Source organism: Microvirga sp. 2MCAF38, assembly GCF_052115485.1.
Classification (GTDB): Bacteria; Pseudomonadota; Alphaproteobacteria; order Rhizobiales; family Beijerinckiaceae; genus Microvirga.
In genome coordinates this window covers 1-26,597 of record NZ_JBFRGU010000007.1, presented here as the reverse complement: position 1 = coordinate 26,597, position 26,597 = coordinate 1, and the positions used below count along the sequence as shown (strand labels likewise).

Genomic DNA, 26,597 nt, shown 5'->3' with positions numbered 1-26,597 from the left:
CGGGGCGGCTCGGAAATCTCGATAGAGTCGGGTCATCAGCAATCGGCAGAGAGCGTTACGTTGAAATTCCTGGAGTAAAGGTATGCGTATCCTTATTTTGGAAGACGATCCATTTATTGCTCTGGATCTACAGTGGATTGTCGAAAGCGAGGGCCACGAGGTCGTCGGCAATTTCAATTCAGTCTGGGACGCCCGAGAACATCTTCACGATGACTTCGACTATGCTCTACTCGATATCGATGTCATCGGCGGAAAAAGCTTCTCGATTGCAGGCGAGCTCCAGCGCAGGCGAATTCCCTTTGCATTCGTCTCGGCTTCCGAACCCAGCGAATTGCCTTCGCATCTGAGTGCGGCCTGTTTCATCGCTAAACCATTCGAGTGGAACGCTATTCTGCGCTCGCTGCCGGTGGGTTTCCCCTAGGCCTACACCACGACGACGCACCACTCACGAAGCGCCTTGCGTCGCTAGCACTGGCTTCAAATCCGCATGCTCCCCTTAAGACTTTGAGCTTTCTGTGGAAAAGAGCACCCTTCCGAGAACCGCGATACGCCGCTCGCGTCAGCAGGCCACGCACGTTCAGGGCAATGTCAGAGGATGGTCAGCCCATACCCCTTCGACGACGAGCCGCTCATTCGTCTCGTTATCTTCTAAGTCCTTGAAGAAGCTGGATTTCCGGCAATCGAGGCAGTCCAGGCAGATGAGGTTTTACGGATCATTTCAGATCTCCGCCATTAAGAGCCGCTTTTCTCGCAAGGCTTTGTAATAATTACGGAATTCTGTTCATGCGGGATCTTTGGCAAGCTGTACTCGTGCCAGCGTTGACCGGATAAGAAGAGCGAGGCTGTGCCCCGCAGCGAAGTCCTTTAGAAGCGAAGATTCGAGTGAACGACTTCTGGCAGTCCGAAGGATGGTCTTGCTGGGGCGATAAAGCAGCCATAAGCTCAACTTCGCCGCGATTCTTGAAAGTACTTTCAGGGATCGGTCCCCGGTCCGTAGAAGTCATTGTGAGCCGATACGGCCGAACCTTTAAAAACAGCCGATTTTGCCATCCACCTTTGGAGGAATTCATGGCCACCAAGACGACCGCCGCTAAAGCAAAGAAGCCTGCGGCGAAGCCCGCTGCCAAGGCTGCCGCCCCCAAGAAAGCTGCGACGAAAACGGCGTCCACCAAGCCGAATGCGCTTCAAAAGCCCCTGCAGCCCTCCAAGGAGCTGGCTGTTATCGTCGGCTCCAACCCCATCGCGCGCGGCGAAGTCGTCAGCAAGATGTGGGAATACATCAAGAAGCATAATCTCCAGAATCCCGAAAACAAGCGTGAAATTCTGGCTGACGACAAGCTGCAGCCGATCTTCGGCAAGAAGAAAGTGACGATGTTCGAGATGAACAAGCATCTCGCACAGCACTTGAAGTAAGCCGCTGGATGAGAGCCTCGTGGCAGGCTCTTGCAAGGGCTGCCACGAGTGAAAAATGCTTAGATCAGGAGGCCTTCTGCCAATCCTCCAGTGGCAGAAGGTCCGGTTTTGCTCCGGGTGCCCGGGGCCATGGATCCACGGCCCAACTGCTGTGGTCCGCCACCTCTACGATGACCGCCGTGAAATGCGGATAGCGCCCGTCGAGGAAAATGCCCCGCGATTGGGGCGATGCGACATCATGATGGACAAGAAGGCCCTGCTCCTTAAGGAGGAGTAAGAGGCTTGTCGTGTTCGCGGTTTCATCGAGACAATCCATTTGCCCGTTAATGCCGGAGAGAGATGGCGGAGATCTTGGCACGTCCGGGCGTCCGCCGAATTGGGTCGCCAGATAGGTCGTATAGATCCTGACCGCATCGCTCAACGCCTTGCGCTCCGCCTCCGGGCTGTAGCGGCCCGCGCGCATGATTGCACCGACCTGGCTGAACCAACCTGAAGAGACGGAAATCTCAGTTCGGCGCACGCACCCATAGCCATGGCAGGCGATGATCACGGTGTTCAGCGGTGCGACATAACCCTGGTCGCGAAACCAATTGCGCACCGCGGGGTCTGCGGTTGCCGCATGAGCGCCAACCGTCATGGCGCATGAGAGGCCGAGAGCTGTCATGACTTTCATCGCGCAACCTCTACAAATTCAAGGGAGTCGTACTTTCGGATGTGGCGTCAATCGAGGTATGTAGCTCACGACCTCTCGCGGGCGAGTCTATCTCCCCGTTTCTTTCTCTGGAGCGCGCATGTCTCGCATCGTTTTCCTCAATGGCTCATTCCTCCCCCTTGAAGAGGCCAAGATCCCGATTATGGACCGCGGGTTTCTGTTCTCCGATGGCGTTTACGAAGGGTTCGGCGTTCTCGGCGGACGTGTGATCGACAACGATCTGCATCTTGCCCGATTGGAGCGTTCTCTGTCGGAGATCCGCATTGCCAATCCGTATTCTCGCGAGCAATGGGCGACGTTCGAAAGCGAGCTCGTACGCCGCAACAACATCGACGAAGGATTTCTCTATCTACAGGTGACACGCGGCGTCGCAGATCGCGATTTCTTCTTCCCGCAGGACAGCGCGCCGACGGTCGTCATGTTCACGCAAGAGAAGTCGATTGTTCGATCGCCTGCTGCCGACAAGGGCATTGCTGTCATCAGCGTTCCGGACTTGCGTTGGAAGCGCCGCGATATCAAGTCGCTCTCGCTTTTGGCACAAGTCCTCGCCAAGCAAGCCGCCAAGGAAGCGGGCGCACAAGAGGCCTGGTTGATAGAGGACGGGTTTGTGACCGAGGGTGGCTCGTCGAGTGGTTTCATCGTCACGAAACAGGGACACATTATCGTCCGGCCGCTATCGAACGCCATTCTGCCCGGCATCACGCGCAAGTCGCTTCTTCGCCTTGCAGAGGAAACGGGCGTTGTTCTGGAGGAACGCTTCTTCACTGTCACTGAGGCCCATGACGCCGCAGAGGCTTTCCTGACGAGTGCGTCGAATTTCGTCGTTCCGATTATATCGGTCGATGGACGCCCCGTGGGCGACGGAAAGCCGGGGCCGGTGACGCGTCGTTTGCAGGAGCTCTATCTGGCCATGGCGCGTGCGTCTTAAGATTCGGCTATCGAAGACTCCGGTTCTTTGAATGATCTCGTTGCTTGATGGAAAGCCCCTGAGCTTCGCCTACTTCGTGCCTCGATTCCCTTTCCTGCGTGGTGCAACGCTCTTCTCCGCCGTTCTCATGATGAGATCCGCGAGTTCGGATATCTTACGACGCAATTCTTCATTCTCCGCGAGAATGGCATCTTCCTGAACGCCATTCTTGCGGATGTTTTGTAGCTCGCGCTCCAATTTCGCACGCTCATCGCGGACGGTCGACAACGCGTTTTCCAAGGCAACCTTGTCTGCCTTCAGCGTATGAACCTCTGCTGAATCCCTGTCTCGCTCGCGCTCGAGGCTGCGAATGTGTTTTTCGAGAATGGCACAGCGCCCCTGCGCGGCAATCAGATTTTTTGAAAGTTCCGCAGTCTGCCCGCGCTCGTCCGACAATGCGTTACGATGTTCGGCCGAGGCTCGTTCGAAGTCGTCTCCGCGAGCCACATGGGTCATCAATCGAGTCTCCAGATCCGAGATGGTAATGCGTTTGGCATCGAGTTCGCTCAGAGCAGCCGTGTGACGTGCATCGAGGTCGGCAAAAACCGTCTCCTGCACTTCGAGTTGCTCCTGAGAGGAGGCAAGACTTTCCGTCAGGGTCGTGAGCGAATCCGTCGCTCGGGCAAGGTCTTTGTTCGTGGTGGAGAGATCCTCCAACGCGGCCCGATGCGCGGCATCCAGAGCCGCGAGTGTCTCGCGTGTTTCGAGGAGGGCCGAGCTCGACGATGTGAGTTCTTCCTCCGCGCGGGCCAGACGGTTCAGGAGTTCCTGGAGCTCAACTTCCAGGCGGTTGGTAATGCCATCACTCTCCGTGAGCGTAGCTTCGAGCGCATTGATGCGAAGTGCCCGTCGGCCGAGTTCCTCCATGCTCGCGTGCTTGGCCGCCAACGCTTCGTCGGCTTTCCGTTCGAGCCGCCTTTGCAGCACGGCGAATTCCGCGCGCAGGTGGTCTTTTTCGGCGGTCAGTTCCGGGATCGAGAGAGGAAACAACGCCTCCACCCGGCGGCGAGCAAGGCGCTCCGCGCGGGCGTTGATGGCGGGAATGACAAGAAGCGCGATGAGGGTTGCGGCGAGAAACCCCAGCGCGAAAATCATGACGTTTTCGACCACGCGGACGCAAGCTCCAGGGTGCTCGGCGGGAAAAGCTCAAGCACCCTGCCATGGGCCCACATAGCTTTCCAGAGCCATCCCGCTCTAGAAAGATCGTTTTAGGGCGCGTTAGAACGGATTCCAGGTGGGATCCGGCGTGAACTTCAGATAGCCCATGTTGACGCCCAACCGCGCGCCGACGCCGGTCTTGATTGGCACCACCACCATGTCGTCGGCTTTCGCGGCGCTGACGCCAAAGCCGCCGATGAGATAGGCGGAGCCGTTGATCCCGACAAAACGCCGGTAAATGGCATCCATGTGCTGAAGATTGTAGACCAGCATCATGGTGCGTGCGCCATCGCCGCCCACGTCGAAGCCGAGGGATGGTCCCTGCCAGAAGATGCGGCGCTCGCCGGCATTGCGGCTGAAGAGCTTACCCTCACCGTAGCGCAGACCACCGAAGAATGCGCCGGAGGCTTCCTGGCCGAGAATGTAACCGTTCGGCTCGCCCCAGCGGCTCACGGCCTCCTGCACGGCCAATGCCAGCCCGCGCGAAGCCGAACCGAAAAATTGATGACCGGATTCCACCAATTCATTGGAATTGTAGCTGCCCGGAGCGCCAGGATTGCTGGCATACGCTCTCTGGACACCTTGCGCCTGTGCGCTGAGCGGCAGGGTATAGAGTGCGGCGGCAATCGAAGCCGCCAGGAGAAATTTCTTTCGCGAGCGCATGGCAATCTCCCTCGCATCAGATGACGGAGCACGGCACGGACGGCCGTACGAGAGGCAGGACTTTACCGTCATCAACCCTAACAATGTCTGTACGTCATGGGCCTCAACGACCTGACGTGCGGCGTAATGACCGATCCGCGCCTAATGGGACATCGCGGCAGAGATGAGGCGGCTGGCTTTGGTCAGGGGATCTTAGAGCGAAACGACACGGCCGGTGCGCACGGCCTCGTCGGCCGCGAGGACGATCTGGAGGCTTTTGACCGCGTCGTTCATGTGGTCCGTGAGGTCGAGGTCCTCATCGATTGCTTGCAACAGAAACCGTTGCTCCCGCTCGCACAGGGCGTCGTGATCCGGCTCGTCGGCCGTTCCGATCCGCTCATCGGCCCGCGCGAATTTGCCGTCAGGGCCAAGTGCCGAATGGTGCAGAAGAATCTGGTTCGTCTTCGTGTGGGCGTTGATGTCGGCGGATTTCACGTCGCCGGCTGTCTCCGACATGACGATGCTCACGCTGCCTTTCGGCCCGATCACGTCCTTCACGAAATAGGCGGTCTCGCTCATCATCGGCCCCCAGCCGGCCTCGTACCAGCCGACCGAGCCGTCATCGAAAGTGATGTGGAGATGGCCGTAATTGTACATGCCGTCGGGCATGTCATCGGTAAGGCGCGCGCCGACAGCATGCACCTGACGCGGCTGTGCGCGAGTAATCTGGCACATCACGTCCACATAATGAACGCCGCAATCGACGATGGGCGAGAGGGATTGCAGCAATCTTTTATGCGCGTCCCAGGCCCGCCCGCTGGATTGCTGATTGAGGTTCATGCGGAAGACCTGCGGTGTCCCGAGCGTCTTCGCGATCTCGACGAACTTGATCCACGAGGGATGGTGTCGAAGGATGTAGCCGATAACGAGCTTGCGCTTCGTTCTATGTGCGGTGTCCACCACCCGCCGCGCCTCGACCGCCGTGTCAGCGAGCGGCTTTTCCACGAAGACATGGGCTCCCGCCTCCATGGCCTTGATGGCGTAGGGCGCGTGCGTGTCCGAAAAGGTATTGATCGAAACCACGTCGGGTTCGAGGGCCGCCAGCGCCTCGTCGAAACTGGTGAAACGCGCGGCTTCTCTCAGCGGGTCGGGGAGTTCGACGCTCGCGATTCCGCGGGTGCACAGGCCAACGACTTCGAAGCCTTCGATCCGGTCATAGGCCAGGGCATGGGACATCCCCATGCTGCCGAGCCCGACGACGAGAACTCTCTTCGCACCCATCTCGCCCCCGTCGCGTGCTCCGACTAAGATCTGCGGGATAGCGAGCCGAGCGTCAAGGGCGTCGCCGTGTCGTTGTCGTTTATCTCAAGTAATTATCTTCGGCTGGCCTGTAAGTGGTCGATGGTTTGGCCTTCAATGGCGATCATCGAATAAATGTCCGAGCAGGCAGGCCGCTTCTGTACTCTGCAAAGAGTGGATTGATTTGTTGAATACCCTCTAGGAGGACAAAGACAAAAGTAAATATAGACAATAGTAGGGTGTAAACGCTCCGCAAAGCGCTTGTGAGCTCCCAAGCGCGGCGATACCAATATAAGGTCAGTTGCTCGCTACCACCTCTGGTCGAGCCGTTCGGCGCGACTCCGGAGATCACGAGCCAATCCCAAGAACGCAACAAAGCGCAGGGGCGACATTGGGGATCGAACACACGGCGTTTCAAGGCGCCATCAAGCCTGTCGGAGGAATAACCACGATGAGACCTCTTCACACCAAGTCCCGTTTGCGTCGCGCAGGCCACCTGCTTGCGACGGTCTCTCTTGCCGCCGCCGCGATCACCTTCGCGCAGACCGCCGGAGCTCAGACGCTCACGATCGAGAGCTGGCGCAATGACGACGCTGATGTCTGGAATGGCCAGATCATTCCGGCCTTCAACAAGAAGTATCCGAACATCAAGGTGCAGTTTAAGGCCGATCCGCCGACCGAATACAACGCGGCGCTCAATGCGCGCCTTGCGGGCGGAACCGCGGGGGATCTCATCACGTGTCGTCCCTTCGATGCCTCCCTCGACCTGTTCAAGAAGGGGCAGCTGCTCGCGGTCAATGACGTGAAGGGCATCGAGAATTTTTCCGACGTCGCCAAGAGCGCCTGGTCGACGGATGATGCCAAGAGCACCTTCTGCATGCCGATGGCATCGGTGATCCATGGCTTCGTGTACAACAAGGCGATCTTCGATGAACTGAAGTTGACTCCTCCGAAGACTGTGTCTGAGTTCCACGCGGTTCTCGACAAGATCAAGGCGCACGGCAAATATACTCCCATCGCCATGGGCACCGCCGACCAGTGGGAGGCCGCGACCATGGGCTTCCAGAATATCGGCGTGAACTATTGGAACGGCGAAGAGGGTCGCAAGGCGCTCATCGAAGGCAAGCAGAAGTTCACCGATCCGGCCTACGTCAAGGTGTTCGCAGAGCTTGCAAGCTGGGCGCCCTACATGGGTAAGGGCTATCAGGCGCAGAAATATCCGGATGCGCAGAATCTCTTCGCGCTCGGCCGCGCTGCGATCTATCCGGCTGGCTCTTGGGACGTGCCGATCTTCCGCAAGCAGGCCGATTTCGAGTTCGATGCCTTCGCTCCGCCGGTGCCGGATGGCCAAAGCAAGTGCTATATCAGCGACCACACGGATATCGCGCTCGGCATCAACGCCAAGTCGAAGAACGTGGATGCCGCCAAGACATTCCTGTCATGGATCGCTTCCTCCGAATTCGCTGACATCTACGCCAATTCCCTGCCGGGCTTCTTCCCGCTCTCGAAAGAGAAGATCACGGTCAAGGATCCGGTGGCGGCGAAGTTCGTCGGCTGGCGTTCCACTTGCGACAGCTCCATCCGCAACTCCTATCAGGTTCTGTCACGCGGGACGCCGAACCTCGAGAACGAGCTCTGGAACGTCAGCGCGCAGGTGATCAACGGAAGCATGAAGCCCGAAGAGGCCGCGAAGAAAGCTGAAGACGGACTCGCCAGCTGGTACGAGCCGCATAAGAAGTAGCGCCATCTGAGAGAAACGATGCGGGCCGTTACCTGAACGGCCCGCATCCATCGTTTTCCGAACCGGATCAGCATGACGGATTCTCAAGCCCTGCCGATGCAACTGGAAAAGCGCGCTTCCGTGCGCACGCGTTTCCCCGTGCACATCGCGGTTTTTCTCGCACCGGCTATAGCGATCTATTCGATTTTCTCGATCTACCCGTTGATCGATACGATCCGCCTCAGCTTCTACACGGCTGACGAATTCGGCGCGCGCGACTTCATCGGCCTCGGCAATTTTCAAACGTTGCTGAGCGATCCTGCATGGGCGGGGCATTTTTGGAATGCGCTGCGCAACAATCTGGTCTTCTTCGCCATCCACATGGTGGTTCAGAACGGCATCGGCCTGGGGCTTGCGATGCTGCTGAGCCTACCGCGTCTGACCGGCGGCAGTATCTATCGCACGCTTCTGTTTCTGCCGACCATGTTGTCGGTGGTCATCATCGGCTTCATCTGGCAACTCATGCTCAATCCGCTCTGGGGCATTGCGGAAACGATTTTGAGCGCGGTCGGCCTGGGGAGCTTCTTCGGTCCTTGGCTCGGGCAGGAATCGACAGCGCTTCTGACCGTCTCTCTTATTTCGGTGTGGCAGTTCGTCGGCATTCCGATGATGCTGATCTATGCGGCTCTCCTGAACATTCCCGACGATCTCGTCGATGCCGCGACGGTCGACGGCGCGGGACCGTTCAGCGTGTTTTGGTTCGTCCGGCTGCCGCTCATCCTGCCGACGCTCGGCGTCGTATCCATTCTGACGTTCGTCGCGAATTTCAATGCCTTCGATCTGATCTACGCGATCAAGGGTGCCTTGGCTGGGCCGAATTTCTCGACCGACATTCTCGGCACATTCTTCTATCGCACGTTCTTCGGCTATCAGTTGCAAGTCGGAAGCCCCACAATGGGTGCGACGGTTGCGACCGCGATGTTGATCATCATTCTGATCGGCGTGCTGCTCTATCTCTTCGGTGTGCAGCGACGTCTGCAGCGGCACACGTTTTAAGGAGGAGGGCATGAGACCGAACATCAAGCCTGGCCGCATTGCCGTTCACATCGCGCTGATCCTCTACACGATCTTGGCTATCGGCCCGATCTTCCTCATCATCATCAATGCGTTCAAGACCCGGCGCGCGATCTTCTCCGATCCGCTCGGCTTCCCCGATGCACGCACATTCACCACGATAGGATTCGATCAGGTTTTCGCGAAATCCGATTTCGGACTCTATTTCGTCAACAGCCTCACGGTGACGTTGGTTTCCTTGGGCCTCATCATCCTCATCGGTGCGATGGCGGCGTGGGCTCTCACCGAATATCGCTTCACCGGAAACACGATCATCGCGCTTTATCTTGCCATCGGCATCATGGTGCCGATCCGTCTTGGCAGCGTGAGCATCCTGCGGATGATGGTCGACCTGAATCTCGTCAACACTCTCACGGCTTTGATCCTCATCTACGTGGCGCAAGGGTTGCCGCTCGCGATTCTGATCCTGGGCGAGTTCATCCAGCAGATTCCGAAGGACCTGCGCGATGCCGCGCGCTGCGACGGAGTGAGCGAATATCGCATCTTCGGCAGCATCATCCTGCCTCTCATCACCCCGGCCATCGCGACAGTCGCGGTGTTCACCATGGTGCCGATCTGGAATGATCTCTGGTTCCCTTTGATCCTGGCGCCCGGCGACGGCAAGCAGACGGTGACTTTGGGCGTGCAGCAATTCATCGGCCAATACGTCACCGATTGGAATGCGGTGCTCGCCTCACTGACCCTGGCGATTGCGCCGATCCTCATCCTCTACCTTCTCTTCTCGCGTTACCTCGTGCGCGGCCTGACGTCCGGCGCCGTCAAGTAAATGGATTAGACCTCGATGGCTGACGTTTCCCTTCACGGCATTGCGAAGTCCTACGGATCGGCCGAAATCCTGCGCGACATCAACCTGTCCATCGACGACGGCGAGTTCGTGGTGTTCGTCGGCCCTTCGGGGTGCGGGAAGTCCACGCTGCTGCGCACCGTCGCAGGCCTGGAGACCGTAAGCGCCGGGGAATTGCGGATCGGTGGAAGGCGGGTCAACGAGATGCCGCCCGCCGAGCGAAAGATCGCCATGGTCTTCCAATCTTATGCGCTCTATCCGCATATGTCGGTCTACAAGAACATGGCTTTCGGCCTGAAGTTCGCGAAGATCGGTAAGGAGGAAGTCGATCGCCGGGTGAGGCAGGCCGCCGATATCCTGAAGCTGTCGGCGCTTCTCGATCGCAAGCCACGCGAATTGTCCGGCGGGCAACGTCAGCGTGTCGCCATCGGCCGCGCCATCGTGCGCGAGCCGAGCGTTTTTCTGTTCGACGAGCCGCTCTCGAATCTCGACGCAGCGTTACGCGTCAACACCCGCCTCGAGATCGCCAAGCTCCATCGGGAGTTGGGCGCGACGATGATCTATGTGACTCACGATCAGGTGGAGGCCATGACGCTGGCCTCCAAGATCGTGGTCATGAATCACGGACGGATCGAGCAGGTTGGAGCACCGCTCGATCTCTATCACCATCCGAGTAATCTCTTCGTCGCGGGCTTCATCGGCTCGCCACGCATGAATTTCATCAAGGGGCAGGTGCATTCCATCGGCGAGGGGAGCGCGACCATTGCCTTTGCCGGGGCTCAGACGATGGTCGAGATTGCGGACGGCAGACTCAAGGCCGGTGACGGGGTCACGGTCGGTGTGCGACCTGAACATATGGCGGATGAAGATCCGCGAACGATCCCTCTGACGGGGCGCATCGATGCAGTCGAGCGGCTCGGCGAGGCGAGTTACGTCTACATGAAACTCGATGGAGGCGATGACGTGATCGTCCGTTCACCGGGCGATACGCAGGCGGTTCCGGGCGGACATTACGTGGCGCATGTTCCGCCGCACGCTTTGCATATCTTCGATGGACAGGGGAGCGCGGTCCGCCTCAGGTGACTTTGGCCGGAAGGTTGATTTTCTCGGCGAGAGCAACATCACCGAGAGCGGCGAAGGGGCCGTTGAGATAAGCCCGTTCTCCATGGCCATAAGTGAGAGACTGACGATCGGGGCCGATAACGCAGCCGCCGGCCTTCGTCAAAATATGATCTCCCGCCGCCGTATCCCATTCCATCGTCGGGCCGCAGCGAACATAAAGGTCGGCTTCGCCCTCGGCTATCAGACCGAACTTGAGAGCCGAGGACGTGGGGCGGCGCGTGCCGATGGCGAGCGAGCCGAGGCAGATCTCTGTCGCATCGTCTCCGTGACGGCGGCTGACGAGGGTAATCAGGTCGCGGCTCGGTGCGGAGCGCGTCCTGATGGCATGCCAGTGAAATGTCCCATCCGGCTGGAGCGTTGCACCAAGGGCGGTTTCGCCAGCCGCCCAGAGGCGGTTCAGCACGGGCGCGGCAACGGCGGCAGCGATTGGGCGAACGCCTTCGATGAGAGCGATATTCACGCTGTACTCGCCAGTGCCGTGGATGTAGTCCCGCGTTCCATCGAGTGGGTCGACGAGGAAGAACAGATTGTTCGTGCGGACCTTGCTGCCCGTCTCCTCGGCGATGACGGGAACATCCGGCCAATGTGCGTTCAAGCGTTGAATAATAAGCCGTTCGGCGGCGAGATCTGCGGCGGTGGTCGGCGAGCCGTCTTCTTTGAGGCGAGGCGCGATCGCACCCTGTTCCATGCTGCGCAGGAGCCGGCCTGCTTCCAGGGCGATCTCGGCGAGCGTCAGGGCAATCGCATCGGCATTGGTGGTATCGAGGTGCATGGGCATGTTTGTGCCCCTTCATGCCTTTTGTGTCGACTCCCATTGCGGCTTTTCAAAGCGGTCAAGGCCGGTTATCGGAGAGCCGTCACGTCATTTGCCGCAAGCCGGCCTCCTGGAGCCCCGATGGCCACGATCAATCTCGACTCGCTCGATCTCGCCGCCCTTCTCTGTTCGCGCGTTTGCCATGACGTGATCTCGCCCGTCGGGGCAATCGTGAACGGGCTTGAAGTCTTGGAGGATGACAACGATGCCTCCATGCGCGATTTCGCGCTGGAATTGATCAGCAAGAGCGCGAAGCAGGCTTCGGCTCGCCTCCAGTTCGCACGGTTGGCTTTTGGTGCGGCGGGCTCTGCAGGGGCTTCCATCGATCTCGGCGATGCGGAACAGGTCGCGCGCGGCATGTTCCAGGATGACAAGATCTCGTTTTCCTGGACTTCGCCGCGCCTGCTTTTCCCGAAGAACCGGGTCAAGCTTATCCTCAATCTGATCATGGTGGCGGTGGGCTCCATTCCGCGCGGCGGTTCGATTGCCGTGGCCGTCACGGGCGATGCCGAGCGTTGCGAGTTTACTCTAAAGTCGAAGGGGCTGAACTCTCGCATTCCACCGCACGCCGAAGGGCTTCTTGCCGGAGACACGGAAAGCGGAACGGTCGATGCTCATGGCATCCAGACCTATTATGCAGGCATGATCGCCCGGGCCTCCGGTATGAAGGTGGCGTTGAGCGCCGAGGGCGATGAGGTCACGATTCGCGCCGTCACGGCGTAGGCGTGTTCTCGGCTTCCTGCTGAAGCCACTCGCAAAAGACCTGAGCCTTCCGATTGCGGCGCGGTCGACGCGCCGCAACATAGGCATGTTCGCTCAAAACGAAACCGAACGGGGCTACCAGCCGGCCGGCGCGGATGTCGTCGATAACCATGGGCCACGGAGCGATGCAGGCTCCCAGACCGCCCGTCGCCGCTTCTAGCATGTAGTAGAAATGCTCGTAGTCGGTGCCACGCAGATCAGTGTTCTTCCAGCCGATTCTTGCCGCCCAATCCACCCAGGCATCGGGCCGCGTGATCGTGTGAAGGAGGGGCGCGCGTTTCAGATCGTCAACGCGTTTTAGATGGAGCCTTTTTGCGAGGTCGGCTGAAAGCACCGGGCCGAAGTGCTCCTTCAACAATTCGGTGATGATGGCGTCCTTGGGCAGTGGATGCTCCGCGAGGCGGATCGCCACCTCGTATCGCTCGCGCGCGAAATCAATGGGCGCGTAGGAAGCTGACAAACGCACCTCGATGGCGGGATGCGCGGCTTGAAAGCGATGGAGGCGCGGGATCAGCCAGCGCATGCTGAAGGTGCCCGTGCAGGAGACATCGAGCGCACCTTCCTCCTCGTCCACCACAGCGCGTACACCGGCTTCGATGCGATCGAAGCCCTCCGTGAGATGCGCGAGCAAGGTCTGCCCGCTTTCCGTCAGACGAAGGGCATTCTTCGGTCCCTCGAAAAGGCGGATCCCCAGAACCTCTTCAAGATGGCGGACATGCCGCGAGATGGCCCCGTGCGTCACGGCCAACTCATCGGCGGCCAAAGTCATGCGGCCGAGGCGGCCGGAGGCCTCGAAGGCGGCGAGGGCGTTCAGGGAAGGCAGGCGGCGTCGGGCCATGTGAGAAAATAGCACATCATTTGTCAGGACATCTCGATTATCAGCCCGCCTGCGAAGTGACACAAGGGCACATAGTTGGCAATCTTTCGGGGGCTTTGGTGAGTTTATTCGTGTTCGTCGCCGTTCTCATGGCGGCGCTGATGCATGCGGGGTGGAACGCGGTCATCAAGGTCGGCCTCGACCGCACCTCGACCCTTTTGCTGCTGGTGCTTTCGCAAATTGTCCTGGCGCTTGCACTGCTGCCCTTCTTTCCGCTGCCGGGTTATTCCGCGTGGCTTTGGATTTTGGCATCGGCGGCGATTCACACCGTCTACAAACTCTTTCTCATGCGGGCCTATCAGCATGGCGACCTCTCGCAGGTCTATCCGCTGGCACGGGGAACCGCGCCTCTCATCGTCGCCATCATCAGCATTCTGATCCTGGGTGAGGGGACGACGTTCCTGAAGACGTTTGCCATCGTCCTCATCGGGCTCGGCGTATGTCTCATGTCTTTGCGAGGCGGGGCATCGGGTCGCATGCCACCGAAAGCGTTCGTCTATGCCATCGGCACGGCTCTGTGCACGGCGTCCTACACGCTCGTCGATGGGCTCGGTGCGCGCATCTCGGGCTCGCCCTCCGGTTACATTCTTGCTGCCACGATTCTCGATGGGCTCTTCACTTGTGCAATCGTTTTCGTCACACGCGGGCCGCGTGCCTTCACCGCCCTGGCGCCCGCCTGGCGCAGTGGGTTCTTCGCCGGGGCGTTGTCGCTGGCGTCGTATTGGGTGGTGATCTGGGCCTTCACGCAGGCGCCTATCGCTCTCGTTGCGGCGTTGCGCGAAACCAGCGTGCTCTTCGCCATGATGATCGCGACCTTCTTCCTCAAGGAGCGTATCGGTGCGAGCCGTATCGCGGCCGCCGGTCTCATCGCGCTCGGCATCGTCTCGATGCGAGTGTAACGCTAGGCCTTGTAGGCAACGAGCACGGCGCCAGTTGCGATGAACGCGATGCCGATCCAATTCGGAACCGACAGGCGTTCTCCTAAGAAAATCACGGCGAAGATAGCGACGAGAACCACGCTCAATTTGTCGATGGGCGCAACGCGGGCGGCATCACCGATCTTGAGCGCGCGGAAATAACAAAGCCAGGACGCGCCGGTGGCGAGACCCGAGAGAGTGAGGAAGACGTAGGATCGACCCGAGATCGAGGAGAGCGGTTGCCACTGGCCACTGGCGGTCAATATCGCGCCGAGTACCAGGAGAATGATGGCGGTGCGAATGAGCGTCGCGAAATCGGAGTTGATCTGCTCCACGCCGACCTTGGCGAAGATCGCCGTCAGTGCCGCGAACGCTGCTGAGGACAGCGCCCAGAACTGCCACGAGAGAAAAGCGGATCGCATGTCGGTTCTCCTGCCATCGCGAAAAGAAAAAGCCCGGCGCAGAGGCCGGGCTTCGTATTCTAGCACCGCATCGCCGCTCAGGCGACGCGCTGATCCGCCTCGGTCGGCTCGCGCAGCACATAGCCGCGGCCCCAGACGGTTTCGATGTAGTTCTTGCCTTCCGACGCATTGGCGAGCTTCTTGCGGAGCTTGCAGATGAACACGTCGATGATCTTCAATTCCGGCTCGTCCATGCCGCCGTAGAGATGATTGAGGAACATCTCCTTCGTCAGGGTCGTACCCTTGCGGAGCGAGAGCAGCTCCAGCATCTGGTATTCCTTGCCCGTCAGATGGACGCGAGCGCCGCTGACTTCGACCGTCTTGGTGTCGAGGTTCACGATCAGGTCGCCGGTGGTGATGACCGATTGCGCGTGGCCCTTCGAGCGACGCACGATGGCGTGGATGCGGGCGACGAGTTCGTCCTTATGGAACGGCTTCGTCAGATAATCGTCCGCTCCGAAGCCAAGACCCTTCACCTTATCCTCGATGCCGGCCATGCCGGAGAGGATCAGGATCGGCGTCTTTACCTTGGCGACACGCAAGCCGCGAAGAACCTCATATCCCGACATGTCAGGCAGGTTCAGATCGAGCAGGATGATGTCGTAATCGTAGAGTTTGCCGAGGTCGATGCCCTCTTCTCCGAGATCCGTCGCATAGATGTTGAAGTTCTCGGATTTAAGCATCAACTCGATGCTTTGCGCCGTTGCGCTGTCGTCTTCGACAAGAAGTACGCGCATTTTTATTCCCCAGCCTTTAGCCCTTGGGCCTTGGATTCACCAAGATTGCCGCCTCGCCACCGGGCCAGTGACGAGAGCCCTTTGGAACTGATTCGCTACGCTAATTGAGAATGGTTAACAAACACTGATTCGCGCACGCAAGCGCTTAACGAACAAAGTTCGTCTCCTTGTTGTTGAAAGCTTCCGCGAGCCGATTCGCAGAGTGCCATTCCATTCACTCCTAAATGCCGGGAAACCTTTCCCCAACAAGGCTTTCGCCCTTTCACGGACCGGCTTTCCCTCAAGCCTTCTCCGTGACCGGTACAATGTTAACGAAAGCGGTAAACGAATGGTTATCGGGTCCGGCTTGTGGACAAGTCAGCAGCTTCGGGAATGAAACGACGCGGAAAATTTTCAGCGTCGCCAGCCCCGGACGGTAAGAAAGAGTCAACTTCCATCAGCGATGGTGGCTCACGATCCGGTGGGTAACTGAGCGACCCACAGGCTCGTGAGAGCATGGTCCGGAAAAGGGAGCCGGTTTTCCCTAAGGGATCATGCGGCATCGAAATGAGAGTCCGATCAATGCCTTGGTGAGATCGGTCTCTCAAGCAGCGACGTGTGGAGTACGAATAAGATGAAGCCGCGGGATACGCTCATCCGCCTTAAGCGCTTTCAGGTCGACGAAAAGCGTCGGCGTGTCGCTCAGATCGAGATGATGATTGCCGAATTCGACCGCATGGCGGCGGACCTGGACCGAGAGATCGCGTCAGAAGAGCAAAAGGCTGGGATCTCCGATCCGGCTCACTTTGCCTATCCGACCTATGCTCGCGCAGCCGCCCAGCGCCGGGACAACTTGCGCCAGTCGGCGCAAAATCTTCATACGCAGCTTGATGACGCCAAGGCCGAACTGGGCGAGGCGTTCGAGGAATTGAAGAAGGCCGAAAGCCTCGAGGACCGCGAGCGGTCTGTGGATAGGGTCGTCGACGCGGTTCGCGATCCGTCCATGATCGGCCATGCCAGCCAGCCGCGCGCCATGCGCGCCACGGCTTAGGCGATCGTTCCTTCCGATTGCAGTTTCAAAGGCGCGCCGCCGGGCGCGCCTTTTTTGTTTTCGGCTTCCCGATGATCGGGACGAGGGGACCCACCTCGAGAGGAAGAAAGCCGCTGAGACGCGGATCGTCCGCGATTTCGACCGCGCGCTTATAAGGGGTGAAACCGGAGCGAATGTAGAAGGGCAGGGCGCTTGGGGAATCCAGCGTGCAGGTGTGCACGAAGAACCGCTTGATGTCCTTCGTATAGGCGCGCCGGATGGCCTCGTTCATCATATAGCGGCCCGCTCCCTGCCCGATGGCTTCCGGCACGAGGCCGAAATAGGCGAGCTCCGCTTCGGCTTTTGGCCGAAAATCGAGTTCGAGCAGGCCGAGGTCCGTCGTGCCATCCGTCAGAACATAGGCCTCGATCTTCGGGTCCGTCAGGATCGCGAGGAGTTCCTCATCTGGAATCACGGCACGGCCGAACCAGAGCCACGGCGCGCCAATGCGATTGAACAGGGCCCGATAGCGCTCCACGTCTCCCTTGATGCGAACGAGGGAGAGACCCTTGGGCTTCGGGAGGCGCGAAAGGCGCGGGCGCTCGCGCATCTCGAGATAAGTGACGATGGACGCGACCTTGCCCGGTGGTAGATCCGTATAGCCGTCGAGATTCAGATGAGCGGGTGATTTTGCCATCGGGCCACCATTGTACCGGCGAGAAGTTGTTTCCCACCGAGATGTCACGAGCGCCCGAGAAGGGCAATGGCCCTTGGCGAGCAGACCGCTACCGGGCCTTGTGTCGCGTCCGCCCCCCTTGCGGAGCAATGGGTTGTAAGGCACAGAAGGAGAAACGGGGAGCAGCCTGGCCGCATCGATGAAAAATGTGCGTGAGTTTATGTGGCCTCTCATCGGGCTTGTGGCGGTCGTTGTTTCCGGATGGCTTCTCTATAAAGAGCTTCGCGGCATCTCCCTCGACGATATCTGGGGAAGCCTGACAGCCGTTCCGGCCCACCGCTTTGTGATGGCGGGCCTGTCGACCCTCGTCGCTTATGCCGCCTTGGCCTGGTACGACCGGATCGCCCTGCTTCATCTGGGCGTACGCCATATTTCCTGGCTCTTCGTCTCCGTGACATCCTTCACGACTTATGCGCTCTCGCACAATATCGGCGCATCGGTGTTTTCCGGGGCGCTGGTGCGTTATCGCGCCTATTCATCGAAGGGCCTCAGCGCGGCCCAGATCGCGGTGCTCGTCGCACTCTGCTCCTTCACCTTCGGGCTCGGCACGATCCTCCTTGGCGGTCTCACTTTGACCATCGATCCGAGCCTCCTGCACCGGCTGGAAGGTGAGTTGCCTTCGGCCCTGACCAACCCGCTCACCGCGCGTCTTGTCGGCTGCGTCCTTCTCGGCCTTGTTGCGCTTTATGTGATCGGTTCCATTCTGCACCTGCCGCCAGTGGTGATCCGCAACGCGAAACTCGAATATCCGCGCCCGGCCATCATGGTGCGACAGCTGATTGCGGCTCCCCTCGAACTCCTGGGCGCCGCCGGCATCATTTATTTCATTATGCCGGCCCATTTGGAGCCGAGTTTTCTCGTCGTGCTCGCGGTCTTTCTCGCCTCGTTCTCGGCGGCCCTCGTCAGCCATGCGCCGGGTGGCCTTGGCGTCTTCGAGTTCGTCTTCATCGCGGCCATGCCGGATATTCCAAAGCCTGATATCCTGGCGGCGCTCATCGTGTTCCGCCTGTTCTATCTTCTCATCCCTTTCGCCCTCTCTCTGGTCGTGATCCTCATCTTCGAGCGCTCGCGTCTCACTCAGGCCTGGAAAAAGCGCGACGGCTCGGGCCAGGGGCCGGTGCCGCCGACGCTGCCGCTGATCTAGGCTGCCGATGCGGATTTTCTGGCGAAGACTCCGGTTCGGCTTCTCCACGCTGCTCGGGCTCAAGGCTCGCGGCTTCTTCATTCCCTACCGATATGCCGACAGCGTGGAAGAGGCGGATTATCCCGCCCTGCGCCCGCTCTTCGAGGCGGCGATGCCGCGGTTTCAGGATCTCCTGCGGGCGATTGACCGCCATGCGGCGGACCTTGAACGCATCGCGGCAGGAAAAACGCAGGCCCGGTTCGATCAGGATTGGTTCCCACGCCTCGATGGCGCCGCCGCCTATACTTTCGTACGCGAGATCAAGCCACGCCGGATCGTCGAGGTCGGCTCGGGGCATTCGACACGTTTCATGGCTCAGGCCGTTGCGGATGGGGCCTTATCCACGGCCATCACGTGTATCGATCCGGCACCCCGTGCCTCGCTCGCGAAGCTGAAGGTGCAGCATATTCCCCATCTTCTGAGGGATGCCGATCCGACGGTTTTCTCGACGCTTGAATCAGACGATATCCTGTTCATCGATTCCAGCCACATAGCCATGCCGGGAACCGATGTGGACCGGCTTTTTCTCGATGTTCTGCCGCGTCTTGCCAGCGGTGTTTTTGTCCACATCCACGATATCGCTCTGCCGGATGCTTACCCGGCCGCGTGGAACTGGCGTTCTTACAACGAGCAGCTCCTCGTCGGCGCGCTCTTGCAGGGTGAAGGCTACGAGCTTTGTTTTGCCAGCCACTTCCTCGCGCGCGGCCAGCATCCCGCGCTCAAGCAGGGTGTGCTGTCGCGACTGCCCTTGTCGCAAGGCGCGGTTGAGACGAGCCTCTGGCTGAAGAAGCGCTGACGGCTCGGCGTTTCAGCCGACGAAATGCGCTCGGCTCGGCTGCGGAACGGAGATGCCCGCCTCCATGTATTCGTTGAGCTTGTTACGCAGGGTGCGCACCGAGATGCCGAGAATTTTCGCGGCGTGAGTGCGGTTGCCGAGGCAGTGTTCCAACGTCATCAAGATCAGGTGACGTTCCACATCGGCGATGGTCTGGCCGATCAGATCCGGACTTGGTCGTACCGGCTCGGCGAAGTCGAAGAGATCCGGGATGCGCGCGTCGGGCGCGGGCATGGGAAGGTGTTGATGGTACGGATTCGATTGGATTGAAACTGCGTCCACGGCCATGCCTGTCTCGACGGGATGTCGACCAAGATTTGCCTGAACATGGTTAGAAATCTCTTAATGGCGGCTCGAAACTTCGCCCTAAAAGCGAAAGGCGTCGCCTTGTCGGGCGACGCCTTCAAAATCGAGGTCCGGGAAGGGACGGTTATTGGCGGTATTGCTGGATGCGCGTCGTACGCAAGCCCGCAAGCCCATGCTGGTCGATGGACATCTGCCAGCTCAGGAATTCTTCCGTGGTCAGAGTATAGCGCTGGCAGGCCTCCTCCAGGCTCAGGAGCCCCCCGCGAACGGCGGCGACAACCTCGGCCTTGCGGCGGATAACCCAGCGACGGGTGGAAGACGGGGGAAGATCAGCAATCGTCAGCGGACTTCCATCGGGCCCGATGACATACTTGACCCTCGGGCGGTGGGGTTCGGTCATGATACGCTCACACAAAAATTCAACGACCTCGTTGATCTGTAAGCTAAGCGATGCCGCTTAATGTTTTCCTAAACGCCTGGAACACCTTCACAAACGTGCCCCGATTTCGCCGCATTGGTTAATACGCTCTAAACTGCCCCCTTTCGCCGGGGCCGTCTTGGGTTCACATTTGCCAGCGCCTGAGGCGCAGTCATACTATGGGCTCTCTTAAACTTGGCTTGCTCCGCCGCCCATGCAACAAACGCGAACCGCCTTGCTCACCACGCTCGCAATGTTCGCTTTTGCGGGAAATTCACTCCTTTGCCGGCTGGCGCTGAAAAATACCGGTGTCGACGCTGCAACGTTCACGTTGGTGCGGGTCGTGTCCGCCGCTCTCGCACTCTGGCTGATTCTGCGAGTGCGCAGTCGTCCGCAAGGTATCGCAGGCAACTGGTACTCGGCGCTCGCACTCGTTGTGTACGCATCTGCGTTTTCTTTCGCATACATCCAGCTTCCGGCGGGAACCGGCGCATTGCTGCTCTTTGGTGCGGTGCAGGCGACGATGATTGGATATGGTCTTTGGACAGGGGAGCGCCTGCACGCCCTGCAATGGGCTGGACTGTTGTTGGCCGTCGGCGGTTTGGTCGGCTTGGTTTTGCCCGGAATCTCGGCGCCGCCGCTATTATCCTCTCTTTTGATGCTGGGTGCAGGTGCCGCGTGGGGAATCTACTCATTGCGCGGGAAGAGTTCGGCCGACGCAACAGAAACGACGGCCGGGAATTTCTTGCGAGCCGTGCCGTTTGCGGCAGCACTCGGCCTGCTTTTTCACGCAGAACTCTCGTTCGAGGCGGCTGGACTAGGGTATGCTGTGCTTTCTGGGGCAATCACTTCCGGCGTTGGCTACGTCATCTGGTATGCCGCTTTGAAGGACCTGAAGGCGACGATCGCGGCCACCGTGCAATTGAGTGTTCCGGTGATCACTGCGATCGGCGGCATAATTTTGCTCGGTGAGGCGCTGACGTTGCGTTTGTTCGTCAGTTCGGCCGCCGTTCTTGGTGGCATCGCGTTGTTGGTCGCCAAGAAAGCAGCCAAATAGGACCGCGCTCGCGGCTATCGAATGGCAGCTCCGGGTCGGATCGGCCTGGAAGCAAAGCCGGTGAAGTTCGTCAACCCGAAGGGGGCGCTCCGCCGGCCATGCTCTCGCTCATATAGGGCCGTCCGGCGTCGGTGAGGACGCGGTCCAGCGCTTCGATCGCTTGGAGAACCCGTGTCAATTCATCCGCCATTTCGACCGAGGGGAGGGGCGCGGCCGCAACCTCCCGGGCGACCTCACGCCGCCGCTTCACCAGTTTCTCTCTTGCCGCCACCAGTTCATCGATCTCGTCGGAGTTCATTCTTCATCCCCAGAGAGCCCGGCATGGGCGGCCTGATATTCTAGCCCCTTTTGAGCCGGGCTCCAGCATGTCTGGAACATTGCAGCGGCAATCGCTATAAAGAGGGCTGTTAATCAGATTTTGGCCCCTCCTGTGCGCCGCCTTGAACGTCGCCTCTGGATGGAATGATGCTCAATTCGCTCGATCTTCCCAAGAACCCGTCGCAGACACGGGTTGTCGTCGCCATGTCCGGCGGCGTGGATTCCTCTGTCGTCGCGGCCCTCCTCAAGCGGGAGGGCTATGATGTGCTGGGCATCACGCTACAGCTCTACGATCAGGGGGAGGCCGCGCACCGCAAGGGTGCTTGCTGCGCCGGCCAGGACATCTACGATGCCCGCCGAGTCGCCGAGGCGATCGGCATTCCTCATTACGTGCTCGATTACGAGGCCCGCTTCCGCGAGGCCGTGATCGACCGCTTCACCCAGAGCTATCTCAACGGGGAAACGCCGATTCCGTGCGTCGAGTGCAATCGCTCGATCAAGTTCCGTGATCTGTTGGAAACCGCCAAGGATCTGGGCGCCGACATTCTGGCGACGGGCCATTACGTGGCAAGCCGCCATCTGCCCGATGGCCGCCGTGCGCTCCACCGTGCCGCCGATCCAGATCGGGACCAGAGCTATTTTCTCTACGCCACGACTCCCGAGCAGCTGAGCCTGCTGCGGTTCCCTTTGGGCGAGCTACCCAAGGACGATACCCGGGCGCTTGCACGCGAATTCGGCCTGAATGTCGCCGACAAGGCCGACAGCCAGGATATCTGCTTCGTCACCCATGGCCGCTACAGCGACATCATCGAGCGCTTGAAGCCGGGTGCGGCGCAGGGGGGCGAGATCGTCCATGTGGACGGGCGGGTGCTCGGCCACCACGAGGGAATCATCCACTACACGGTGGGGCAGAGGCGGGGCCTCGGCCTTTCCGTCGGCGAGCCGCTCTATGTCGTTCGGCTCGATGCGGGGTCCGCTCGCGTCGTCGTCGGACCGAAGGAGGCGCTCGCTACCCGTCAGATCCGCATTACCGACATCAACTGGCTCGGCGACGCGCCGCTGGAGGCTATCGGAGACGCGGGGATGGAAGTCGCCGTGCGGGTGCGCTCCACCCGCGATCCGCGCCCCGCGCTCCTGCGCTCCACACCTGAGGGCACGACGGTCGAATTGTTTTCGGCCGAGGATGGGGTGTCACCCGGTCAAGCTTGTGTCATCTATGAGAGCGATAATCCTCGAGCCCGCGTGCTCGGGGGCGGCACAATCGCACGCTCTCAGGCCGAGGCTACACCCGCCGCAGCTTGAAGCTATCTGACTTCGAAGGATTTCCATGACGGATGGACCGACCACGGCCCTGATGCAAAAAGCTTATGCGCGTTGGGCTCCCATCTATGATGTCGTCTACGACAAATTGACCGAGCCGGCGGCTCGCGCCGCGGTGGAGGCCACTGTGGCTTGCGGTCCGCGCGTGCTCGAGGCCGGTGTCGGCACAGGCTTGTCCCTCGGCTATTACCCGAAGAATGCCGAGGTTTACGGGGTCGACCTGTCGGCGGACATGTTGCAACGGGCCAAGGAGAAGGTCGAAAAGCAGGGCCTCACCCATGTGAAGAGCCTGCAGGTCATGGATGTGACCCGCCTGAGCTTTCCCGATGAAATGTTCGATGCGGTCACCGCGCAGTTCATCATTACACTGGTTCCTGATCTCGATACCGCCCTGTCCGAATTTGCGCGCGTTCTGAAGCCCGGCGGCGAAATCGTGCTCGCCAATCATTTCGGCCAGCCATCCGGCCCTGTCGCGGTTTTGGAGGAACTGATTTCTCCTCTCGCCAAAGCCATCGGCTGGAGTTCTGCCTTCAAGTCAGAGAGAGTTGAAGCCTGGGCACGCACCACCGGGCGCATGGAAGTGGTGGAACTCCGCTCCCTCTTCCCCGCCGGCTTCTTCAAGCTCATGAGAATCCGCAAGAAGGCTTGAGCGCGCGAGATCGTCAGCGTCCCGGTACGTTCTCTCCAGGCGGAGAGGTAAAGCTTCGCTCTGGCCGGCCGAAACCAAATGCGCGTTCTCACTATCGGGATCATCCAGAAGAGGCACTGCCTTCTTGACACCGACCGCCAATTTTCCCTATACCGCCCCTGCCTGACGCGGGGTGACTCCCGGTCCTGGGGCGGAGTAGCTCAGTTGGTCAGAGCAGAGGAATCATAATCCTTGTGTCGGGAGTTCAAATCTCTCCTCCGCTACCATTAATTTTACCCGCCCTTATCAAAGACTTAGCCTTGCTTGCGGACACGCGTTTGAGCTCGTGACCTCAACGAGCAGGAGCAGATGGGCGGAACCGCGTTCAAGGAAATTGGAAGCAGGTACGAGGCAAGGTCAAGGAACAATCGGGGAGGCTCACGGACGACGACCTCGACGTCATCAATGGACAGCGTGACCAGTTGGAAGGAAAGATCCAAGAGCGCTATGGGTTAGCGAGGGACCGCATCCGCCATGATGCGGACGCGTGGTACCGACAGCAGACCTGGTAACCGCAGCCGATCGGTTCAGCGTGGAGAAGGTTGCCTGATATTGGAACCCGAGAAGGATTTCGGCTCCGAGCACAAGGTTGCGAACCTCGCTCAAGGCACTTCGGACCTTTTCCCTTACCTGGTTCATCGGACCGCCCTGGCATTAGGAAGTTTGCCTCCCGGGCATCTTCGGTCGACAAGAGTTCAATGGTCAATGCTCCAGGCATCGATGACCTCCTCCGAGGGTGCTGTCTCGATTTGCTCGCTGAAACGGCTGCGATAAACCGATAAGAGAGCATCATGCGTCTCGGTGGACGAGCTGCATAAGCCGTCGGAGACGAGGATAACCCGATACCCATAGTCGACCGCAGCGAGCACCGTTGCCAGAACGCAAACGTCCGTCTCGGCTCCTGTTATGATCAACGTGCTCACAGCACGATGGCGAAGGTAGGCGAGAAGCCGGACGTTGCCGAATGCTGAATAGACGGACTTGTCGAATATTGCTGCCGGTGGCGCGAAGCGGGAAAGCGGATGAAGTAGTTCCAACATTTGGCTGTCGATATACCTGCGCGTCAGTCCTTGCCATTTTACAAAGAATCTCTGCCACATGCCGGGCATGTTTTCCGGATCCCTCGGCGGGATGAAACGTGTGAAGATCGTACGTGCCGGACATTGCTCGGTTATCCGGATGACGACGGGAATGATCGGATCGATCGAGGGCGTCGCCCAGGGACCTCCAGGCGCAAATAGTCGTTGCATATCGACACAAAGGTGAACGCTGTTCTTGCCGATTGGCCGGGTCAATCTGTCGTTCATTTTATGAGCATCAATAGCCTCCGACAATCGGCAGGATCTCCCCCGTGATGTAACTCGAACAATGCGACGAAGCGAGGAATACGAACGCCGGAGCAATTTCTTCAGGTTGGGCCGGCCGTTTCATGGGAGTGTCGCTTCCGAAATCCGCGAGGTCGTCGGGGAGCTTGTCGGCAGGATTCAGCGGTGTCCAGACCGGGCCGGGCGCGACGGCATTGACGCGGATGCCACGCTCAAGAAGCTGCGCCGCCAGCGACCGCGTGAAGGCATGGATCCCACCTTTTGTCGTCGAATAATCGAGGAGAGTCTTGCTGCCGAATAATCCCGTCACCGATCCGGTGTTGATGATGACACTTCCTTGACGCATGTGAGGAACCACTGCCTTGGCCATATGAAAATAGCCGTAAAGGTTCGTCTTGATGGTGAGATCGAAATGTTCCTCGGTCAGATCCTCGAGGCGGTGGTTGTGAAGCTGAAATGCGGAATTGTTCACGAGGATGTCGAGCCGACCGAACTCTTCCAGCGTCCGCTCGACACTATGATTGCAGAAGGCAGGATTGGAGACATCTCCGGACAGAAGAAGACAACGCCGACCTTCGCGTTCCACGGCTTGTTTGGTGGTTGAGGCATCGTCGTGTTCGGTGAGATAGATGATCACTACGTCGGCGCCTTCGCGCGCGAAAAGGACAGCGACTGACCGACCGATGCCGGAATCTCCGCCTGTAATGATGGCGACCTGCCCCAGTAGCTTGTCTGAGCCCTTGTAAAAAGGAGCATCGTACATGGGGGCCGGGTCGAGGTCCTTCTCGCGCCCCGGTTTCTCAAGGTGCTGCTTGGCAAAGGGAGGTGCGGGATAAGTTCGCGCGCCGGCCTGGACGGCTTTTGTCTGACCGCTCCCCGAAGAGTTCGCGGAGTCGACCTTGGTCTGGATCTCGCGATGTTTCCGGGCCGCCCCTTCGGCCTCCTGACGAAAGTCGGTCGACAATTCGGTCATGTGTTTATCCTCCGGCCTCGAGAGCCCCAAGGGGCGGGGAGCGAGTGGTTATGCCGCCGCGCGCTGGTTGACGCTCGCCTTCGCCATCTTCGATAAAAGTTTGTCCGTTTCCCGTTCCTCGGCCAGATTCTGATCGAGAAGCTTCGCCGCATCCTCTAAGCCAAGTTGCTCGGCCCACGTGCGCAGCGTGCCATAGCGCGAGATTTCATAGTGTTCGACAGCTTGGGCCGCCGCGACAAGGGCGGCATCGAGAGCGGTGCTATCTTCGAACTTGCCCATGACGTCCTCACCCTCCTCGATAATTCCTTTGATCGCTTCGCAAGTAACACCTTGAGCCCGCGCCCCAATGATTTCGAAGACTCGGTCAAGCCGATCGATCTGTGTCTCGGTTTGCTGGCGGTGATGCGCAAATGCCTTTTTTAGCTCGTCCGTTGCCGTAGCCTTTTCCATCTTCGGCAGTGCTTTCAGGATCTGCTTTTCGGCAAAGTACATGTCCTTGAGGGTATGCAGAAACAGATCGTCAAGATTCTTTTCGCTGGGCATCACACGTCTCCTGGGTTGAAGCTGACGAACGTCAAACTCGGAAGTGGCGAACTTGATCCGAATGATTTGGAACCGGAGCATTCAAAAAGCTGACGGATCGGACGATGAATCGGATGAGCGCGAATTTCTTTCTTTCCGAGAGGTTCGCGTTATAAGCTTACTTAAAGGCTGAATTACCTTCGAAGTTTATATTCTCGCCATGGGTGGGTATAAGGGACTCGCATGAGCACTCTTCTCCTCATCATCGTGATCCTTCTGCTGATCGGAGCGGTTCCGCGATGGTCCTACAGCCGTGACTGGGGCTATGGGCCGAGCGGCATTCTTGGGATAGTCCTCATCGTTCTTCTTGTGTTGTTCCTGATGGGCC

Annotated in this window: 30 protein-coding genes, 1 tRNA gene and 2 pseudogenes; 18 read left to right on the top strand and 15 right to left on the bottom strand. The window is 59.3% G+C overall.

What is annotated here, in order from left to right:
* Positions 1-82: 82 nt before the first annotated feature.
* Positions 83-421 carry a response regulator gene (locus tag AB4072_RS15280; protein ID WP_441969280.1) on the top strand — a complete coding sequence of 113 codons (339 nt, stop codon included), beginning with the start codon at positions 83-85 and terminating at the stop codon, positions 419-421.
* A 647-nt stretch (positions 422-1,068) separates the two neighbouring features.
* Positions 1,069-1,413, top strand: coding sequence for an SWIB/MDM2 domain-containing protein (locus tag AB4072_RS15275; RefSeq protein WP_441969278.1), 345 nt, complete (start codon positions 1,069-1,071; stop codon positions 1,411-1,413).
* 64 nt (positions 1,414-1,477) lie between these two features.
* On the opposite strand, the gene AB4072_RS15270 is transcribed toward AB4072_RS15275, so the two are convergent.
* Positions 1,478-2,086 (bottom strand): hypothetical protein, encoded by a 609-nt coding sequence (locus AB4072_RS15270; protein WP_441969277.1) that lies wholly within the window; start codon positions 2,084-2,086, stop codon positions 1,478-1,480.
* Positions 2,087-2,204: 118 nt separating this feature from the next.
* Between AB4072_RS15270 and AB4072_RS15265 the strand changes: the two genes are divergently transcribed.
* Positions 2,205-3,053 carry a D-amino-acid transaminase gene (locus AB4072_RS15265; RefSeq protein WP_441969275.1) on the top strand — a complete coding sequence of 283 codons (849 nt, stop codon included), beginning with the start codon at positions 2,205-2,207 and terminating at the stop codon, positions 3,051-3,053.
* 69 nt (positions 3,054-3,122) lie between these two features.
* Here AB4072_RS15265 and AB4072_RS15260 read toward each other — a convergent pair whose 3' ends face one another.
* The 3 genes from AB4072_RS15260 to AB4072_RS15250 all read right to left on the bottom strand — a co-directional run bounded on the left by AB4072_RS15260 (position 3,123) and on the right by AB4072_RS15250 (position 6,173).
* A complete protein-coding gene (locus AB4072_RS15260; protein ID WP_441969273.1) occupies positions 3,123-4,202 on the bottom strand; it encodes a hypothetical protein in 1,080 nt (359 codons plus the stop codon).
* 108 nt (positions 4,203-4,310) lie between these two features.
* The gene (locus AB4072_RS15255; RefSeq protein WP_441969271.1) at positions 4,311-4,913 is read right to left on the bottom strand and encodes a DUF1134 domain-containing protein; all 603 of its coding nucleotides are present in this window, start codon (positions 4,911-4,913) and stop codon (positions 4,311-4,313) included.
* 192 nt (positions 4,914-5,105) lie between these two features.
* Entirely contained in the window at positions 5,106-6,173 is a 1,068-nt protein-coding gene (locus AB4072_RS15250; RefSeq protein ID WP_441969269.1) for a Gfo/Idh/MocA family protein, read from the bottom strand.
* 469 nt (positions 6,174-6,642) lie between these two features.
* On the opposite strand from AB4072_RS15250, the gene AB4072_RS15245 reads away from it, so the two are divergent.
* From AB4072_RS15245 to AB4072_RS15230, 4 genes are all read left to right on the top strand, one after another.
* On the top strand, positions 6,643-7,932 hold the full coding sequence (locus tag AB4072_RS15245; RefSeq protein WP_441969267.1) for an ABC transporter substrate-binding protein: 1,290 nt from the start codon (positions 6,643-6,645) through the stop codon (positions 7,930-7,932).
* Positions 7,933-8,004: 72 nt separating this feature from the next.
* Entirely contained in the window at positions 8,005-8,967 is a 963-nt protein-coding gene (locus AB4072_RS15240; RefSeq protein ID WP_441969264.1) for a carbohydrate ABC transporter permease, read from the top strand.
* A gap of 10 nt (positions 8,968-8,977) precedes the next feature.
* Positions 8,978-9,811: a carbohydrate ABC transporter permease gene (locus tag AB4072_RS15235; protein WP_441969262.1), complete on the top strand. Its 834-nt coding sequence runs from the start codon at positions 8,978-8,980 to the stop codon at positions 9,809-9,811.
* 15 nt (positions 9,812-9,826) lie between these two features.
* A complete protein-coding gene (locus AB4072_RS15230) occupies positions 9,827-10,912 on the top strand; it encodes an ABC transporter ATP-binding protein (RefSeq protein WP_441969260.1) in 1,086 nt (361 codons plus the stop codon).
* On the opposite strand, the gene AB4072_RS15225 is transcribed toward AB4072_RS15230, so the two are convergent.
* The gene (locus tag AB4072_RS15225; protein WP_441969258.1) at positions 10,905-11,729 is read right to left on the bottom strand and encodes a 3'(2'),5'-bisphosphate nucleotidase CysQ family protein; all 825 of its coding nucleotides are present in this window, start codon (positions 11,727-11,729) and stop codon (positions 10,905-10,907) included. The genes AB4072_RS15230 and AB4072_RS15225 overlap by 8 nt on opposite strands.
* Positions 11,730-11,846: 117 nt before the next feature.
* On the opposite strand from AB4072_RS15225, the gene chpT reads away from it, so the two are divergent.
* Complete coding sequence (gene chpT, locus AB4072_RS15220; RefSeq protein WP_441969256.1) at positions 11,847-12,488, top strand: histidine phosphotransferase ChpT; 642 nt, start codon at positions 11,847-11,849, stop codon at positions 12,486-12,488.
* Here chpT and AB4072_RS15215 read toward each other — a convergent pair.
* Complete coding sequence (locus tag AB4072_RS15215) at positions 12,478-13,365, bottom strand: LysR substrate-binding domain-containing protein (RefSeq protein ID WP_441969254.1); 888 nt, start codon at positions 13,363-13,365, stop codon at positions 12,478-12,480. The genes chpT and AB4072_RS15215 overlap by 11 nt on opposite strands.
* Positions 13,366-13,463: 98 nt before the next feature.
* Between AB4072_RS15215 and AB4072_RS15210 the strand changes: the two genes are divergently transcribed.
* Positions 13,464-14,303: an EamA family transporter gene (locus AB4072_RS15210; RefSeq protein WP_441969252.1), complete on the top strand. Its 840-nt coding sequence runs from the start codon at positions 13,464-13,466 to the stop codon at positions 14,301-14,303.
* Positions 14,304-14,305: 2 nt separating this feature from the next.
* On the opposite strand, the gene AB4072_RS15205 is transcribed toward AB4072_RS15210, so the two are convergent.
* Together AB4072_RS15205 and ctrA are read right to left on the bottom strand one after the other, a co-directional pair.
* Positions 14,306-14,743, bottom strand: coding sequence for an EamA family transporter (locus AB4072_RS15205; RefSeq protein WP_441969250.1), 438 nt, complete (start codon positions 14,741-14,743; stop codon positions 14,306-14,308).
* 77 nt (positions 14,744-14,820) lie between these two features.
* On the bottom strand, positions 14,821-15,519 hold the full coding sequence (ctrA, locus tag AB4072_RS15200) for a response regulator transcription factor CtrA (protein ID WP_441969248.1): 699 nt from the start codon (positions 15,517-15,519) through the stop codon (positions 14,821-14,823).
* A 613-nt stretch (positions 15,520-16,132) separates the two neighbouring features.
* Here ctrA and fliJ point away from each other — a divergent pair.
* Positions 16,133-16,549 carry a flagellar export protein FliJ gene (gene fliJ, locus AB4072_RS15195; protein ID WP_441969246.1) on the top strand — a complete coding sequence of 139 codons (417 nt, stop codon included), beginning with the start codon at positions 16,133-16,135 and terminating at the stop codon, positions 16,547-16,549.
* Between the two features lie 25 nt (positions 16,550-16,574).
* Here fliJ and AB4072_RS15190 read toward each other — a convergent pair whose 3' ends face one another.
* Positions 16,575-17,225 (bottom strand): GNAT family N-acetyltransferase, encoded by a 651-nt coding sequence (locus tag AB4072_RS15190; protein ID WP_441969244.1) that lies wholly within the window; start codon positions 17,223-17,225, stop codon positions 16,575-16,577.
* 178 nt (positions 17,226-17,403) lie between these two features.
* Here AB4072_RS15190 and AB4072_RS15185 point away from each other — a divergent pair, with 178 nt between their 5' ends.
* Both AB4072_RS15185 and AB4072_RS15180 read left to right on the top strand, forming a co-directional pair.
* Positions 17,404-18,408 (top strand): lysylphosphatidylglycerol synthase domain-containing protein, encoded by a 1,005-nt coding sequence (locus tag AB4072_RS15185; protein ID WP_441969242.1) that lies wholly within the window; start codon positions 17,404-17,406, stop codon positions 18,406-18,408.
* Positions 18,409-18,415: 7 nt separating this feature from the next.
* A complete protein-coding gene (locus AB4072_RS15180; RefSeq protein WP_441969240.1) occupies positions 18,416-19,243 on the top strand; it encodes a class I SAM-dependent methyltransferase in 828 nt (275 codons plus the stop codon).
* Positions 19,244-19,255: 12 nt separating this feature from the next.
* Here AB4072_RS15180 and AB4072_RS15175 read toward each other — a convergent pair.
* Together AB4072_RS15175 and sciP are read right to left on the bottom strand one after the other, a co-directional pair.
* Positions 19,256-19,447: pseudogene (locus AB4072_RS15175) on the bottom strand (helix-turn-helix domain-containing protein); the annotation flags it as partial.
* Positions 19,448-19,712: 265 nt separating this feature from the next.
* Complete coding sequence (sciP, locus tag AB4072_RS15170) at positions 19,713-19,988, bottom strand: CtrA inhibitor SciP (protein WP_009763782.1); 276 nt, start codon at positions 19,986-19,988, stop codon at positions 19,713-19,715.
* Between the two features lie 253 nt (positions 19,989-20,241).
* On the opposite strand from sciP, the gene AB4072_RS15165 reads away from it, so the two are divergent.
* The gene (locus AB4072_RS15165; protein ID WP_441969238.1) at positions 20,242-21,063 is read left to right on the top strand and encodes a DMT family transporter; all 822 of its coding nucleotides are present in this window, start codon (positions 20,242-20,244) and stop codon (positions 21,061-21,063) included.
* Between the two features lie 70 nt (positions 21,064-21,133).
* On the opposite strand, the gene AB4072_RS15160 is transcribed toward AB4072_RS15165, so the two are convergent.
* Positions 21,134-21,361, bottom strand: coding sequence for a hypothetical protein (locus AB4072_RS15160; RefSeq protein ID WP_441969236.1), 228 nt, complete (start codon positions 21,359-21,361; stop codon positions 21,134-21,136).
* A 167-nt stretch (positions 21,362-21,528) separates the two neighbouring features.
* On the opposite strand from AB4072_RS15160, the gene mnmA reads away from it, so the two are divergent.
* The 4 genes and pseudogenes from mnmA to AB4072_RS15140 all read left to right on the top strand — a co-directional run.
* Entirely contained in the window at positions 21,529-22,683 is a 1,155-nt protein-coding gene (gene mnmA, locus AB4072_RS15155) for a tRNA 2-thiouridine(34) synthase MnmA (protein WP_441969234.1), read from the top strand.
* A gap of 25 nt (positions 22,684-22,708) precedes the next feature.
* On the top strand, positions 22,709-23,350 hold the full coding sequence (locus tag AB4072_RS15150) for a class I SAM-dependent methyltransferase (protein ID WP_441969233.1): 642 nt from the start codon (positions 22,709-22,711) through the stop codon (positions 23,348-23,350).
* Positions 23,351-23,539: 189 nt separating this feature from the next.
* Positions 23,540-23,616 (top strand) — tRNA-Met (locus AB4072_RS15145).
* 90 nt (positions 23,617-23,706) lie between these two features.
* Positions 23,707-23,901: pseudogene (locus tag AB4072_RS15140) on the top strand (CsbD family protein); the annotation flags it as partial.
* A gap of 183 nt (positions 23,902-24,084) precedes the next feature.
* On the opposite strand, the gene AB4072_RS15135 reads toward AB4072_RS15140, so the two are convergent.
* Genes AB4072_RS15135 through AB4072_RS15125 form a run of 3 tightly spaced genes read right to left on the bottom strand, consistent with a single transcriptional unit; the run spans position 24,085 to position 26,230 of the window.
* The gene (locus tag AB4072_RS15135; protein ID WP_441969231.1) at positions 24,085-24,696 is read right to left on the bottom strand and encodes a cysteine hydrolase family protein; all 612 of its coding nucleotides are present in this window, start codon (positions 24,694-24,696) and stop codon (positions 24,085-24,087) included.
* A gap of 10 nt (positions 24,697-24,706) precedes the next feature.
* Positions 24,707-25,687, bottom strand: a complete 981-nt coding sequence (locus AB4072_RS15130) for an SDR family oxidoreductase (RefSeq protein WP_441969229.1) — start codon at positions 25,685-25,687, stop codon at positions 24,707-24,709.
* 48 nt (positions 25,688-25,735) lie between these two features.
* Positions 25,736-26,230, bottom strand: a complete 495-nt coding sequence (locus AB4072_RS15125) for a YciE/YciF ferroxidase family protein (protein WP_441969227.1) — start codon at positions 26,228-26,230, stop codon at positions 25,736-25,738.
* 222 nt (positions 26,231-26,452) lie between these two features.
* On the opposite strand from AB4072_RS15125, the gene AB4072_RS15120 reads away from it, so the two are divergent.
* On the top strand, positions 26,453-26,597 hold a 145-nt coding region (locus AB4072_RS15120), incomplete at its 3' end, for a DUF3309 family protein (protein WP_441969479.1).